General features: G+C 58.3%; 13 protein-coding genes. 8 read left to right on the top strand and 5 right to left on the bottom strand.

From position 1 onward, the window contains the following. The first annotated feature begins 401 nt into the window (after window positions 1-401). The gene (locus BUE92_RS04145) at window positions 402-1775 is read left to right on the top strand and encodes an MFS transporter (RefSeq protein ID WP_073522031.1); all 1374 of its coding nucleotides are present in this window, start codon (window positions 402-404) and stop codon (window positions 1773-1775) included. 59 nt (window positions 1776-1834) lie between these two features. On the opposite strand, the gene BUE92_RS04140 is transcribed toward BUE92_RS04145, so the two are convergent. The 4 genes from BUE92_RS04140 to flgA form a co-directional block, all read right to left on the bottom strand. Continuing rightward, window positions 1835-2584: a flagellar brake protein gene (locus BUE92_RS04140; RefSeq protein WP_073522029.1), complete on the bottom strand. Its 750-nt coding sequence runs from the start codon at window positions 2582-2584 to the stop codon at window positions 1835-1837. A gap of 96 nt (window positions 2585-2680) precedes the next feature. Further along, the gene (locus BUE92_RS04135; RefSeq protein ID WP_014719584.1) at window positions 2681-3151 is read right to left on the bottom strand and encodes a flagella synthesis protein FlgN; all 471 of its coding nucleotides are present in this window, start codon (window positions 3149-3151) and stop codon (window positions 2681-2683) included. 48 nt (window positions 3152-3199) lie between these two features. Beyond that, window positions 3200-3520, bottom strand: a complete 321-nt coding sequence (flgM, locus tag BUE92_RS04130; protein ID WP_073522028.1) for a flagellar biosynthesis anti-sigma factor FlgM — start codon at window positions 3518-3520, stop codon at window positions 3200-3202. 141 nt (window positions 3521-3661) lie between these two features. After that, window positions 3662-4426 (bottom strand): flagellar basal body P-ring formation chaperone FlgA, encoded by a 765-nt coding sequence (gene flgA / locus BUE92_RS04125; RefSeq protein ID WP_073522027.1) that lies wholly within the window; start codon window positions 4424-4426, stop codon window positions 3662-3664. A gap of 74 nt (window positions 4427-4500) precedes the next feature. Between flgA and BUE92_RS04120 the strand changes: the two genes are divergently transcribed. The 7 genes from BUE92_RS04120 (at window position 4501) to BUE92_RS04090 (ending at window position 10829) form a co-directional block, all read left to right on the top strand. Continuing rightward, window positions 4501-5433, top strand: coding sequence for a chemotaxis protein CheV (locus BUE92_RS04120; protein ID WP_073522026.1), 933 nt, complete (start codon window positions 4501-4503; stop codon window positions 5431-5433). Window positions 5434-5475: 42 nt separating this feature from the next. Then, window positions 5476-6303, top strand: coding sequence for a protein-glutamate O-methyltransferase CheR (gene cheR / locus BUE92_RS04115; protein ID WP_073522025.1), 828 nt, complete (start codon window positions 5476-5478; stop codon window positions 6301-6303). 313 nt (window positions 6304-6616) lie between these two features. Further along, window positions 6617-7024: a flagellar basal body rod protein FlgB gene (gene flgB / locus BUE92_RS04110; protein WP_034120825.1), complete on the top strand. Its 408-nt coding sequence runs from the start codon at window positions 6617-6619 to the stop codon at window positions 7022-7024. A gap of 3 nt (window positions 7025-7027) precedes the next feature. Next, window positions 7028-7471, top strand: coding sequence for a flagellar basal body rod protein FlgC (gene flgC, locus BUE92_RS04105; RefSeq protein ID WP_032895649.1), 444 nt, complete (start codon window positions 7028-7030; stop codon window positions 7469-7471). 16 nt (window positions 7472-7487) lie between these two features. Further along, a complete protein-coding gene (gene flgD, locus BUE92_RS04100) occupies window positions 7488-8207 on the top strand; it encodes a flagellar hook assembly protein FlgD (RefSeq protein ID WP_073522024.1) in 720 nt (239 codons plus the stop codon). Between the two features lie 30 nt (window positions 8208-8237). Further along, the gene (flgE, locus tag BUE92_RS04095) at window positions 8238-9554 is read left to right on the top strand and encodes a flagellar hook protein FlgE (RefSeq protein ID WP_073522023.1); all 1317 of its coding nucleotides are present in this window, start codon (window positions 8238-8240) and stop codon (window positions 9552-9554) included. 174 nt (window positions 9555-9728) lie between these two features. Next, on the top strand, window positions 9729-10829 hold the full coding sequence (locus BUE92_RS04090; RefSeq protein WP_178380680.1) for a hypothetical protein: 1101 nt from the start codon (window positions 9729-9731) through the stop codon (window positions 10827-10829). 92 nt (window positions 10830-10921) lie between these two features. Here BUE92_RS04090 and BUE92_RS04085 read toward each other — a convergent pair whose 3' ends face one another. Continuing rightward, the gene (locus BUE92_RS04085) at window positions 10922-13816 is read right to left on the bottom strand and encodes a ribonucleoside-diphosphate reductase subunit alpha (protein WP_032879843.1); all 2895 of its coding nucleotides are present in this window, start codon (window positions 13814-13816) and stop codon (window positions 10922-10924) included. Between the last annotated feature and the right edge of the window lie 64 nt (window positions 13817-13880).

Here is a 13880-nt window from a genome sequence, read left to right as displayed (position 1 = left end):
CAGTGAAACGATGCATCGCCGATGGTAGTGTGGGGTTTCCCCATGTGAGAGTAGGTCATCGTCAAGATTAAATTCCGAAACCCCAATTGCGAAAGCAGTTGGGGTTTTGTTTTGGGCGCTCGAAAAGAACGCCAACTTCCGAAGCCTGCACAGTGTTCCACTGAAGCCTTTTGTACAGATACCCGAATACCAGTCGAACCTTGCGTGTTATCAAGGTTCACAGGTGGTGCGCCGTGTATTTATCTCCACGGTTATGTACCTCACAGACACCCACGTAGCGTCTGAGCTGTGAAACAAAATAATCCCCGGAAACAGGCCCTGCCGTCTGTCCGGACTCAACCGCCCCGGACTATCATGCTGATAGCCCTACCCCTCACCGCAAGGAGCCGCTCGGAACGCCGATGCGCCAGATCTGGAAATCTTTTCGAGCCCTTTATTTCGCCTCTTTGATGATGCTGATCGGCTCCGGCCTGCTTAGTACTTATCTGGCTTTGCGTCTGGCAGCAGACAATGTCGACAGCCTGTGGGTCGGTGCGCTGATGGCTGCCAACTATTTTGGCTTGGTGCTGGGCGGCAAGCTCGGACATCGCCTCATTGCCAGGGTCGGGCATATTCGCGCCTATGCCACCTGCGCGGGCATCGTCGGTGCAGCGGTGCTGGGTCACGGTTTGATTGATTGGCTGCCAGCCTGGATTGTGCTGCGGATGATCGTGGGCCTGGGGATGATGTGCCAGTACATGGTCATCGAGAGTTGGCTCAACGAGCAGGCGGATGCCAAGCAGCGCGGTGTAGTGTTCAGCGGCTACATGATTGCGTCCTACCTTGGGTTGGTGCTGGGCCAACTGATCCTGGTCATGCATCCCCATCTTGGGCTTGAGCTGTTGATGCTGGTGGCGTTGTGCTTTGCGCTGTGCCTGGTCCCGGTGGCAATGACTCGACGCATTCACCCGGCCCCACTGCACCCGGCCCCGATGGAGCCGCGCTTCTTTATCAAGCGCGTGCCGCAGTCGCTCAGCACCGTGTTGGGCGCTGGGTTGATCGTCGGTTCGTTCTACGGTTTGGCACCGCTCTACGCCTCTCAGCAGGGCCTGACGACTGAGCAAGTCGGCCTGTTCATGGGTAGCTGCATTTTTGCTGGATTGGTCGTGCAGTGGCCGCTGGGCTGGTTGTCGGACCGCTATGACCGCGCACTGCTGATACGCTGTTTTGCCTTGTGCCTGGCGGTGACGGCCTTGCCGTTGGCTATCATGACCCAGGTACCGCTGGAAGTGTTGTTCGTGGCGGGCTTCTTCTGTTCGCTGGTGCAGTTCTGCCTTTATCCTTTGGCAGTGGCCTTTTCCAACGACCATGTGGAAGGCGATCGTCGGGTATCGCTTACGGCCATGTTGCTGGTGACCTACGGGGTCGGCGCCAGCGTGGGGCCGCTGTTGGCCGGTGTGGTAATGAAGCTATTCGGCAGCCAGATGCTCTATGCGTTTTTCAGCCTGTGTGCATTGATCCTGGTGTGGCGCATTCGCCCCAAGGCGGTGACCAACCTGCATCAGGTCGACGACGCGCCGCTGCACCACGTGGCGATGCCCGACAGCATGTCCAGTTCGCCTTTGGTGGCTGCCCTTGACCCGCGGGTGGATGAGCAGGTGGTACAGGAGCAGATGCAAGTCACTGTGCCCGATCCAGAGCCTGCCCCTGAAACCGACGAGCCGACGAGCGAAGAACCGCACGAGCCACCAGACCCGGACGAACATCCCCATGACCTAAGCAGGGCGCGCCCCTGAACGAAAAAACGGGCAGATCCCATCAGGACCTGCCCGTTTTTTATCTCAGCGTTTAAAGCTCAAAGATCATCGTCTTTATCGAAGCGTCGAGCCTCGCGCTGTAATTGATAGACAAAGCGTTCCACTTGCCGCTGCACCAAGCCACTCATGTTGTGAAAGCGCACGCCGGCAAAGGTGGTGTTGATCTTGTCTTCGAAGTGCAGGTAGCGTAGTTCCACGGAGGTGGTCATGCTGCCGAAGGGCAGGGCAGCGATAAAGCGATCATAGACCTGGCCCAACTGCAGACGCTCGGAGATGTCGCCTTCAAAGCGCAATTTGCAGCCGGTTGCCGAGATGTCCAACAGCTTACCGCTGACAGGCGCCTTGAGCTTCTCGCCACCTAACTGAATATCCACCAATTGCGCGAGTTTCAGTGCGGCGCGGAAGGCATTGCGTCTTTGGTGGTAAACCACTTCGCCGGGCAGGCTGCCGCTGTAGATACGGTGGCCGCCTTTTTCGCTGATGATCAAGGTGCCGTTGCTTTCCCAGGCAACCCGCACGCCCTCATGGAAACCTTCGATACGGAAGGCTTCACCGTTCTCAAGATAGCGTTCACCGTCGCGGGGAATCATTTCGTCGAGTACCAGCGTTTTACTGTCCCGGTCGATGTCCACCAAGTAGCTCTGGAAGCGCTGGCTGCGTTCGTGGAAAGTGATGATCAGCGGGTCATGGCTTTCTTGCAGCATCCGCAACGTGCTGGCGATTTCCAGAGGCGTGGTGAGCACCTTGGGGGGCTGCGGTGCATCTTCCGCATTAAGGGCGTTGAACACGGTTCTTCCATCTCCAGGCAAAATACGACTACACGCAAGAACCGGCATTTTGCCAGTATGTAGCGCGCCTTGGATAGGTCACGCTGTAAACCGGCGTCAGGCTTGGCTGCGGGTGCTTGGTTTGACCAGGCGTGAGGTGGAGCCTTGGGCGTTATACAGGGCCGGAGGCTCTCCGCCGTGCAGTATGCGCAACTGATTGGCGGTGGTGGCTTGCTGAAGCTGGATCGACTGACCGTTGAGCAGGTTGGCTTCCTGGCACTGGGCGAGCAAATGATTGAGTTCTTTGCTTTGTGCCAGCAGTTGATCGCCGACTGAAGAGTGGCTGGCCAGTTGTGCCAGGCCATCATGATCGGCGGGCAGGCCCAGGCTGATCAGGATCTCGCTGCGTTTCTTGCCGTGCTGTTCGAGCAAGACAATCAGCGACTGTTTGCGCGCCAGGATTTCTTCCAGCAAGGGCATATCCCGGCCGTACAAGGCCAGGGATTCTTCCTTGAGCAGCTCGAGCAATTGTTGCGTCGGCGCCAGATCATCAATGATCAGTTGGAGCAAATGTTCGTCGTGGTGCATGGCTGGCCTTGGGTTTTAAGCGTCCAAAAGCCCTGCGCAGGCCTTTGCCTAGCGCTCGGCTTCGAAGTTGAGCAGCTTGCTGGCTACACGGTTGCTGTCGACTTTATAGCTGCCATCAGCGATAGCCTGTTTCAATTCGGCCACGCGGGCTTTATTGACGACGGGTTGATCGCGCAGCGAGTCAGTGACCTTCTGCAACTGTTGAGCCTCATTGCTCAGGTGTACCGATTCCCCGCTCTGGCTGGCGGCGACCTGTTCTGCTTTGGCAGGCAAGGGCTGCTTGGCCTCTACGCTGTCCTTGGCACCGCCGGTGCGCGTATTGCCGGGCAAGGCCGGGGCGTTATTCAAACGACTGAAATCAATGACCATGTTGAAAAACCTCTGGGTATTTGGACGCTTGCCATGTTTTCGGCCATACCCGGGCAAACTTTAGGCGCGATTGACAATAAACCTGTTCGGCTCAATATCCAGCACACAGTGTAGGAAAAGCTGGCATTTGATTCCAGTCATCTATAGCGCCACCTCGACCTGGCCTGGTGCCGTGACCCGCGCCTTGATCACGCGATTGGAGTTGAGGTTCTTGACGCGGATCTGTTCGCTCATCCCGCCGTTGGACAACGCCTCGCCCGGCATCCTTACGTTCAGGCCGCCACTGCTCGCGGAAATCACCACTTGATCACCCTTGCGAATCACCTCGGCCTGTTCCAGATGAACCAGCGTGAGGACTTGGTCGGTGACTACTGGCCGCGTGAGTTTCTGCCCGACGGCCTGGTCCAGCGACGTCAGGTAGCCCTGGTTGATCAGGCTGATGTCCCGTTCGCGCAGAGCCACGTCGTCGTAGCCGATGATGCCGGTGCGCTTCAATGGCCGCGCCACTACCACTACATCGCGAAACAGCTTGACCTGAGCCGGTACGAAAACCGTCCAGGGCGACGCGCCCTCACAGCGTACTTTTACGGTCACACGGCCGATCGGCTGGGCCGGGCTTTCCAGAGTGGCTGTCAATTCCTTGTCGCACATTGGCATGCGCAAGCGAGGGTCCAACTGGTTGACCTGGATTTCATAACGCCCCGGCGTCTGGGTGGTCGCCAGATAATCTTCTACAGTGAACTCAAGAAAGCCTTGGGTGACGCCGATAAGTAGATCAGGCAGGGTGACGTTGTCGGCACGGGCCGTGGCGCCCAGGCCCGAGACAAGCAGTGCCATCGCGGCGCAGAGCAGTCTGCGGTAGCGTGAGCGGCCAGGGTGTCGGGAAACTGTCGTTTTAATATCCATACTCAGTAAATAGCAAAGCTCGTGCCGTTTAGTGTTGGGTACGCGTCGTACCCCTAGGATTTAGGAGTCTGGGCATGGCAGGTGTAATGGATTCAGTAAACCAGCGCACACAGCTGGTAGGGCAGAATCGCCTGGAGTTGTTGCTTTTCCGCCTGGATGGCAAACAGTTGTATGGCATCAACGTGTTTAAAGTGCGTGAAGTGCTGCAATGCCCCAAGTTGACGATCATGCCCAAGTCCAGTCCGGTGGTGTGCGGCGTGGCCAACATCCGTGGCGCGACCATTCCGATTCTTGACTTGGCCATGGCCACGGGGGCCGCGGGTTTGCAAGACCGCCAGAACCCTTTCGTGATCATCACCGAATACAACACCAAGACCCAGGGTTTTCTGGTGCGCTCGGTGGAGCGCATCGTCAATATGAACTGGGAAGAGATCCATCCGCCGCCCAAGGGCACGGGGCGCGATCACTACCTGACGGCGGTGACGCGGGTCGATAACCAGTTGGTGGAAATCATCGACGTGGAGAAGATCCTCGCCGAAGTGGCGCCCACGTCGGAAGCCATCTCCGTCGGGGTGGTGGATGCCGAAACGGCACACAAGGCGGTTTCGCTGCGTGTACTGACCGTGGACGACTCTTCCGTGGCGCGCAAGCAGGTCACGCGTTGCCTGCAGACCGTCGGGGTTGAGGTGGTAGCCCTCAATGATGGCCGCCAGGCCCTGGATTACCTGCGCAGGCTGGCAGACGAAGGCAAGAAGCCTGAAGAAGAATTCTTGATGATGATCTCTGACATCGAGATGCCGGAAATGGACGGCTACACGCTCACGGCCGAAATACGTAACGATCCACGCATGCAAAAGTTGCATATCATCCTGCATACTTCGTTGTCGGGGGTATTCAATCAGGCAATGGTCAAGAAGGTCGGTGCGGATGACTTTCTGGCCAAGTTCCGTCCTGATGACCTCGCATCCCGGGTAGTCGACCGGATCAAGGCAGCAGATCACGGCTAGGGGATTTCCCCCGGCGGTCACACGATTTAAGAGGCGGCATCATTGTCTACGGGTAATTTGGATTTCGAACAGTTCCGGGTCTTCCTGGAAAAGGCCTGTGGCATATTGCTCGGTGAAAACAAGCAGTACCTGGTATCCAGCCGTCTCAACAAGCTGATGGAACAGCAGGGCATCAAGTCCCTGGGTGAGTTGGTCCAGCGGATTCAGGGGCAGCCGCGCAGCGGGCTCAAGGAAATGGTGGTCGATGCCATGACCACCAACGAAACCTTGTGGTTTCGCGATACCTATCCCTTTGAAGTGCTCAAGAACAAAGCCTTGCCGGAAGCCATCAAGGCCAGCCCGGGCCAGCGCCTGCGCATATGGTCGGCGGCCTGTTCCTCGGGGCAGGAGCCGTACTCGATCTCGATGTCCATCGACGAGTTCGAGCGGACCAACATGGGCCAGTTGAAAGCCGGCGCGCAAATTGTGGCCACGGACTTGTCCGGCACTATGCTCACCAACTGCAAGACCGGTGAGTACGACAGCCTGGCGTTGGGCCGAGGCTTGTCCCAGGAGCGTCTTCAACGTTACTTCGATCCCAAAGGGGCGGGGCGTTGGGCGATCAAGGCGCCGATCAAGAACCGCGTCGAATTCCGCTCGTTCAACCTGCTCGATAGTTACGCCAGCCTGGGCAAGTTCGACATGGTGTTCTGCCGCAATGTGCTGATCTATTTCTCGGCTGAAGTGAAGAAAGACATCCTGTTGCGCATCCATGGCACGCTCAAGCGTGGAGGTTATCTGTTCCTCGGTGCTTCCGAGGCATTGAACGGCCTGCCGGACCACTTTCAGATGGTGCAATGCAGCCCGGGGATCATCTACCAGGCCAAGTAGTCTGGGTGTATGCAATAAAACTGTGGGAGCCGGGCTTGCCCGCGATGGCGGTGTGTCAGTCGATGAATAAGTCGGCAGGCACTACGCCATCGCAGGCAAGCCAGCTCCCACATTTGTTTTCTCGGTAAGCTGGCGTAAAGCGGCAAGTCCCATTGCCGCTTTACTGGCACTACGCGGAAATCGCTTGCCGCTTTTCTGGCATAGTCGCCGGCAACTCCCCTCGAAACCCTTGATATACGGGCTCTCGCAAGTTTGGCATGCACCTTGCTATAACCCTGCTAACGAACAGCAGGTCAGCCTAAAGGTTTCCGCCATGAGCATCAGCTTCGATAAAGCGCTCGGTATCCACGAACAAGCCCTGGGCTTCCGCGCCCAGCGTGCCGAAGTCCTGGCCAACAACATCGCCAACGCCGACACCCCGAACTACAAAGCTCGGGACCTGGACTTCTCCGCCGTGCTCGCCGCACAACAGGACAAGACCAAGAACGGCACCTTCGCCTTGAACATGACCAACAGCCGTCATATCGAAGCGCAAGGCCTGGGCAATGGTGACGAGTCGCTGCTGTATCGCACGCCGATGCAGCCGTCGATCGACCAGAACACCGTCGACGCCCAGCTGGAGCAATCGAACTACGCCGAAAACTCGGTGAACTTCCAGGCCAGCTTCACCCTGCTCAACAGTAAATTCAAAGGGCTGATGTCAGCCCTGCGCGGAGAGTAAGCCATGTCCCTGTCCAGTGTTTTCAATATTGCCGGCAGTGGCATGAGCGCGCAGACCACGCGTTTGAACACCGTCGCCAGTAACATCGCCAACGCCGAGACCGTTTCCTCAAGCATTGACCAGACCTATCGCGCCCGCCATCCGGTGTTTGCCACCATGTTCCAGGGTGGCCAGGCAGGCGGCAGCGAGTCGTTGTTCCAGAATCAGGACGCAGCCGGCTCCGGCGTGCAGGTGTTGGGCGTGGTCGAAGACCAGAGCAACCTGGAGGCCCGTTACGAGCCGAACCATCCTGCCGCCAACGAAAAGGGTTACGTCTACTACCCCAACGTCAACGTGGTCGAGGAAATGGCTGACATGATTTCCGCCAGCCGCTCGTTCCAGACCAACGCGGAAATGATGAACACCGCCAAAACCATGATGCAGAAGGTCCTGACCCTGGGTCAGTGATAAGGGGCGCCAAATAATGGCCATCGTTGATACGTCAAACAACACGGCTGTCCAGGACCTGTTCAACTCCAAGGTCAAGGACGCTTCGAACAATGTATCGAATGTTTCCAAAGCTGCCACGGGTAACCAGGCGCTGGGCAAGGACGCATTCCTGCAGTTGCTGGTGACCCAGCTGAAAAACCAGAACCCGCTGTCGCCCCAGGACAACGGCGCGTTCGTGGCCCAGCTTGCCCAGTTCAGCAGCCTGGAAGGCATCAACACCCTGAACGACTCGGTGAACAACATCTCCAGCAACTTCAGCTCTTCGCAAGCGCTGCAGGCTTCGTCGCTGGTGGGGCGGTCGATCATTATCCAGACCGACAAAGCCATGGTTGATACCAGCAAGAGCATGAACGGTTCGGTGGCGGTGCCATCGGCGGTGGGCAACGTGTCCGTCAAGATCACCGACAAGGACGGCAACGTCGTGCGCACCGTGGATATGGGCGCGCAGAGTGCCGGCAGCCAGAGCTTTATCTGGGACGGCAAGAACGACAAGGGTGAGGTCGCCCCAGCCGGCACCTACACCTTCAATGCCTCCACCAAGAACGACACAGGTGACGCGGTGGCCCTGGCCACCTCGCTACCAGCCACGGTCACCAGCGTGACCTTGAGCAAGACCGGCGGCGAAATGCTGCTCAACCTTGCAGGCGGCATGGGCAGCGTCAAGCTGTCGCAAATTCAGACTATCGGTACATAGAGCCGGCTAAATACGGCAGAGGAGAGAAACATGTCTTTTAACATCGGCCTTAGCGGCCTCTATGCGGCCAACAAACAACTGGACGTGACCGGCAACAACATCGCCAACGTCGCGACCACTGGCTTCAAGTCATCCCGTGCGGAATTCGCGGATATCTACGCGGCCTCCAAGCTGGGCACCGGCCAGAACAGCATCGGCAACGGTGTGAACCTGGCGGCGGTGTCCCAGCAGTTCACCCAGGGCGACGTCAACGGGAGTGGCGGTATCCTCGACATGGCGATCCAGGGTGGTGGCTTCTTCGTGCAGAAGGGCAGCGACGGCTCGCTGGAATACACCCGTAGCGGTGCCTTCCGCGCTGACAAAGACGGCTATATCACCAACAATACCGGCACCTCGCGCCTGCAAGGCTATGCCGCGGACGAGAATGGCAAAATCACCAAAGGTGGCCTGGTTGATCTGCAGCTGAACCTGGCGAACCTGCCACCGAAGGCGTCTACCAAGGTGGACTCTTCCAGCAACCTGAACTCCTCGTCGCCTGTGATCGATCAGTCCAAGAACCCGTTTGATCCAACCAAGTCCGAAAGCTTCACCACGCAATACAGCACCACCTTGTACGACTCCCAGGGCAACGCGCACCCGATGGTGCAGTACTTGGTCAAAACCGATGCCAACCAGTGGCAGGCCTACACCTTGATCGATGGCCGCAATCCTGATGGTTCGGCTCCTACCGGTACCGGTGCTGACGTGAAGGCGCCTGTGCCGTCGACGTTGAGCTTCGATGGTGCTGGTAACCTCAAGAGCATCGTGACCGGCGGTGTTGCCGGTAACACCTTGACCATCAAGGATTGGGTGCCTGGCACGGTGACCGATGGCGTATGGAAGGCTAACGATGCGACGGCTAACAAGGATGGCATCGCCATCAACATGGGCACCGTCACCCAGTACAACTCGGCCAGCTATCGTAACCCGCCGGTCACAGATGGTTACGCCACCGGCCAGATCACCGGCCTGAAGATCGATGGCAGCGGTGTGCTCTTCGCCACTTTCAGTAACCAGCAGAGCAAGGCCATCGGCCAGATTTCCCTGGCCAGCTTCAACAACGAGCAGGGCCTGCAGCCCGCCGGCGGTACGACCTGGAAAGAAACCTTCGCGTCGGGCCAGCCGGGCTTCGATGCACCGGAATCTGGCACTCTGGGGTCGATCAAGGCCACCTCCCTGGAGAACTCCAACGTCAACCTGACCAACGAGCTGGTGGACCTGATCAAGGCCCAGAGCAACTACCAGGCGAACGCCAAGACCATCTCCACCCAAAGCACCATCATGCAGACCATCATTCAGATGACCTGATGCCACCGCGCTAATACCTGCACACAAAAAAGCCCCTCAATCGAGGGGCTTTTTTGTGCGCGCGTTACTAGTTTGCTGCCTGTTTCATCTCGCCTTGCTGCTGGAACGCCCAACGCCGATTGCGCCACGCATGGGCACGGGCGCATGTGGCCCATGGACCATCTGGAGAGATGCATGGCGATGTACAAGCAGTGGGAGGGGGCGCCATCAGGTAGTCACTGGTTTGTCCCGAGTGATTTAAGCGCCGATGTATACACACGCAAAAGTCAGTCGGATGAACCCGGGGGAGGCAAGTCCTCTGATGCTGAATCGGTTAGGCAACTGCTCAATGAGTTGAGGGATGCCGAAAAAACATCCAAGAGCCAGACCGTTCGAGACCTTCGTGACAAGTTGAACGAGAAGCGCGAAGAACTGGGGGATGAAAAGTTCAAGGAGATCATGCTGGAGTTGATGGAGAAGGCAGACGTCTCCTGGCTGGAGATGCTGCGGCGCCTGATGAAGGAATGGTTTCCGGAAACGGACGATACATCACCCACGCCCTCGCCGCCTTCACCTGGCCCGTCGCCAGGTGGTGGCGGTGGTGGGGGCGGTGGTGGCAGGCCAAGCCCCGGCAATTTTGGGCCCAGCGAGCCTATGAGTAATCTGCCGATTACGGAAGGTTCCAAGCACTTCAACTACAAGCCTGATCAAAGTAACCCAGGGAAAAAACCGGACAACATCTGGAGTGGATTCAGCCAGGGGCCCGATGGCAATTGCGTTACAGTTTCAGCGATAAAGGGCGCCATGATGAGGTTTGGTCAAAAACCCACTGACGTTTTCAAGGAGGTAAAAGAGTCAGCAGACGGTTATTACGTAAAAATGCGTGATGGCTTCGAACTTGATTTATCCAAGGACGAATTAAGGCAGGCGGCCAGGTATGCGCAGTTCAAGGGGGATAATCCGGGCATGCTGACCGATGCCAACTTCATGTTTGCAGCGAGCGCCAAGCGGGCACAGATTGAAGGTAATGGGCTGGACGACAACCCAAGTCAATCCAAAAGAAGCTTCGCCCATGCGATGCAAAGTTTGAACAACGGCGAAATGCCCCACGAAGCATTGGATCGCCTGGGTTTGAAAGGTCTTTACCGGCAGTCTTCAAGCCGTGAGCTAGCGAGCGGCAAGCTCGGTGTAGTGGCCTACGATCGCCATTCGATGGCGGTCATCGATGGGCGCGTGGAGTTGTGGGGGCGCAGGGGGGGCACGCCGAAGCAGGGTATTGCGTACGCCTTCCTCTAGGGCGATCAGCAAAAAGCCCGATAAACCCTATGCAGTCGGGGTTTATCGGGCTTTTTCGATCCAGTGGGTTAATGCCCCTGGGCAGGCTCAGCTTATTGGCAAGCTTCGCAATCCGGCTCGTCAATCGCGCAGGCCTTTGGCACAGGTGCCGGGCCGGCTGGCGCTGCGAGTACCGAGTCATCACCGTGGTTGCCGCTGGACACTGCGTTCAGCTTACCGGTGTTGATGGTCGACTTCTCGGTGCTGGTGGCGGCCAGGGCACGGAGGTAGTAAGTGGTTTTCAGGCCACGGTACCACGCCATGCGGTAGGTCACGTCCAGCTTCTTGCCCGAAGCACCGGCAATGTACAGGTTCAGGGACTGGGCCTGGTCGATCCACTTCTGACGACGGCTGGCGGCGTCAACGATCCACTTGGTGTCCACTTCGAAGGCGGTCGCGTAGAGCTCTTTGAGTTCTTGCGGGATGCGCTCGATCTGCTGCACGGAACCGTCGTAGTACTTCAGGTCGTTGATCATGACCGAGTCCCACAGGCCGCGGGCCTTCAGATCGCGAACCAGGTACGGGTTGATCACGGTGAACTCGCCCGACAGGTTCGATTTCACATACAGGTTCTGGTAGGTCGGTTCGATCGACTGCGACACGCCAGTGATGTTGGCGATGGTGGCGGTCGGTGCGATGGCCATGATGTTGGAGTTACGAATACCTTTCTGCACACGGGCACGTACCGGCGCCCAGTCCAGGGTTTCGTTGAGGTCAACGTCGATGTACTTCTGGCCACGGGCTTCGATCAGGATCTGTTGCGAATCCAGCGGCAGGATGCCCTTGGACCACAGCGAACCCTGGAACGTCTCGTAGGCGCCGCGCTCGTCGGCCAGGTCGCAGGAGGCCTGGATCGCGTAGTAGCTGACCGCTTCCATGGACTTGTCGGCGAACTCGACCGCTGCATCGGAACCGTAAGGGATGTGCTGCAGGTACAACGCGTCCTGGAAGCCCATGATCCCCAGGCCAACCGGACGGTGCTTGAAGTTGGAGTTCTGCGCCTGTGGCACCGAGTAGTAGTTGATGTCGATCACGTTATCGAGCATGCGTACGGCGGTGTTGACGGTACGCTCCAGCTTGGCGGTGTCCAGCTTGCCGTTGACGATGTGGTTCGGCAGGTTGATCGAACCCAGGTTGCAAACGGCGATCTCGTCCTTGTTGGTGTTCAAGGTGATCTCGGTGCACAGGTTCGAGCTGTGGACCACGCCCACGTGCTGCTGCGGGCTGCGCAGGTTGCATGGGTCCTTGAAGGTCAACCATGGGTGGCCGGTTTCGAACAGCATGGACAGCATTTTGCGCCACAGGTCTTTGGCCTGGATGGTCTTGAACAGCTTGACCTTGCCTGGGTATTCGGTGAGGGCTTCGTAGTACTCGTAGCGCTCTTCGAAGGCCTTGCCGGTCAGGTCGTGCAGGTCCGGCACTTCGGATGGCGAGAACAGGGTCCACTTGCCGTCATCGAAGACGCGCTTCATGAACAGGTCAGGGATCCAGTTGGCGGTGTTCATGTCGTGGGTACGACGACGGTCATCACCGGTGTTCTTGCGCAGCTCGATGAACTCTTCAATGTCCATGTGCCAGGTTTCCAGGTAGGCACATACAGCGCCTTTGCGCTTGCCACCCTGGTTCACGGCAACAGCGGTGTCGTTCACCACTTTCAGGAAGGGCACGACGCCCTGGGACTTGCCGTTGGTGCCCTTGATGTAAGAACCCAGAGCACGCACCGGTGTCCAGTCGTTGCCCAGGCCGCCGGCGAATTTGGACAGCATGGCGTTGTCGTGGATCGCGTGGTAGATGCCCGACAGGTCATCCGGCACGGTGGTCAGGTAGCAGCTCGACAGCTGTGGACGCAGGGTGCCGGCGTTGAACAGGGTCGGGGTCGACGACATGTAGTCGAAGGACGACAGCAGGTTGTAGAACTCGATCGCACGGTCTTCTTTGTTCTTCTCTTCGATCGCCAGGCCCATGGCCACGCGCATGAAGAACACTTGCGGCAGTTCGAAGCGGATGCCGTCCTTGTGGATGAAGTAACGGTCGTACAGGGTTTGCAGGCCCAGGTAGGTGAACTGCTGGTCACGCTCGTGGTTGATGGCCTTGCCGAGTTTTTCCAGGTCGAAGGTGGCCAGGATCGGGTTCAGCAATTCGAATTCGATACCTTTGGCGATGTAGGCCGGCAGTGCCTTGGCGTACAGGTCGGCCATCTCGTGATGAGTGGCGCTGTCGGCGACTTTCAGGAAGCCCAGGCCTTCGGCGCGCAGGGTGTCCATCAGCAGGCGGGCGGTCACGAACGAGTAGTTCGGCTCACGCTCGACCAGGGTACGGGCGGTCATCACCAGGGCGGTGTTGACGTCGGTCAGGGCTACGCCGTCGTACAGGTTCTTCAGGGTTTCGCGTTGGATCAGGTCACCGTCGACTTCTTCCAGGCCTTCGCAGGCCTCGGTGATGATGGTGTTCAGGCGGCCCAGGTCCAGCGGTGCGAAGCTGCCGTCGGCCAGGGTGATGCGGATCGACGGGTGCGCTTGTACGGCGGCCTCTTCGGCCGGGGAGCGTACGGCACGTTCCTTGGCACGTGAATCGCGGTAGATCACGTAGTCGCGGGCCACTTTCTGCTCGCCAGCACGCATCAGGGCCAGTTCGACCTGGTCCTGGATTTCTTCGATGTGGATGGTGCCGCCCGATGGCATGCGACGCTTGAAGGTCGCGGTGACCTGTTCGGTCAGGCGGGCAACGGTGTCGTGGATGCGCGACGAAGCGGCAGCGGTGCCGCCTTCAACTGCAAGAAACGCTTTGGTGATGGCGACGGTGATTTTGTCATCGGTATAAGGAACGACAGTGCCGTTACGCTTGATCACGCGCAGTTGGCCAGGTGCAGTGGCGGACAGATCCAGGTTCGAATCAGCGGCCTGCGGCACGGAGCCTTGCGGGTTCTCGCGAGTTGTGTCGGTTTGCATGAGGGGGTGTCTCCACATTCTATATTTATTTGGGCACCATCACGGTGCCCACCGTTCCGTCCTG

This window comes from Pseudomonas fluorescens (genome assembly GCF_001902145.1).
Lineage (GTDB): Bacteria > Pseudomonadota > Gammaproteobacteria > Pseudomonadales > Pseudomonadaceae > Aquipseudomonas > Aquipseudomonas fluorescens_BV.
Note: the sequence above shows the minus strand (reverse complement) of the source record. Positions and strands in the feature narration are given on the sequence as shown.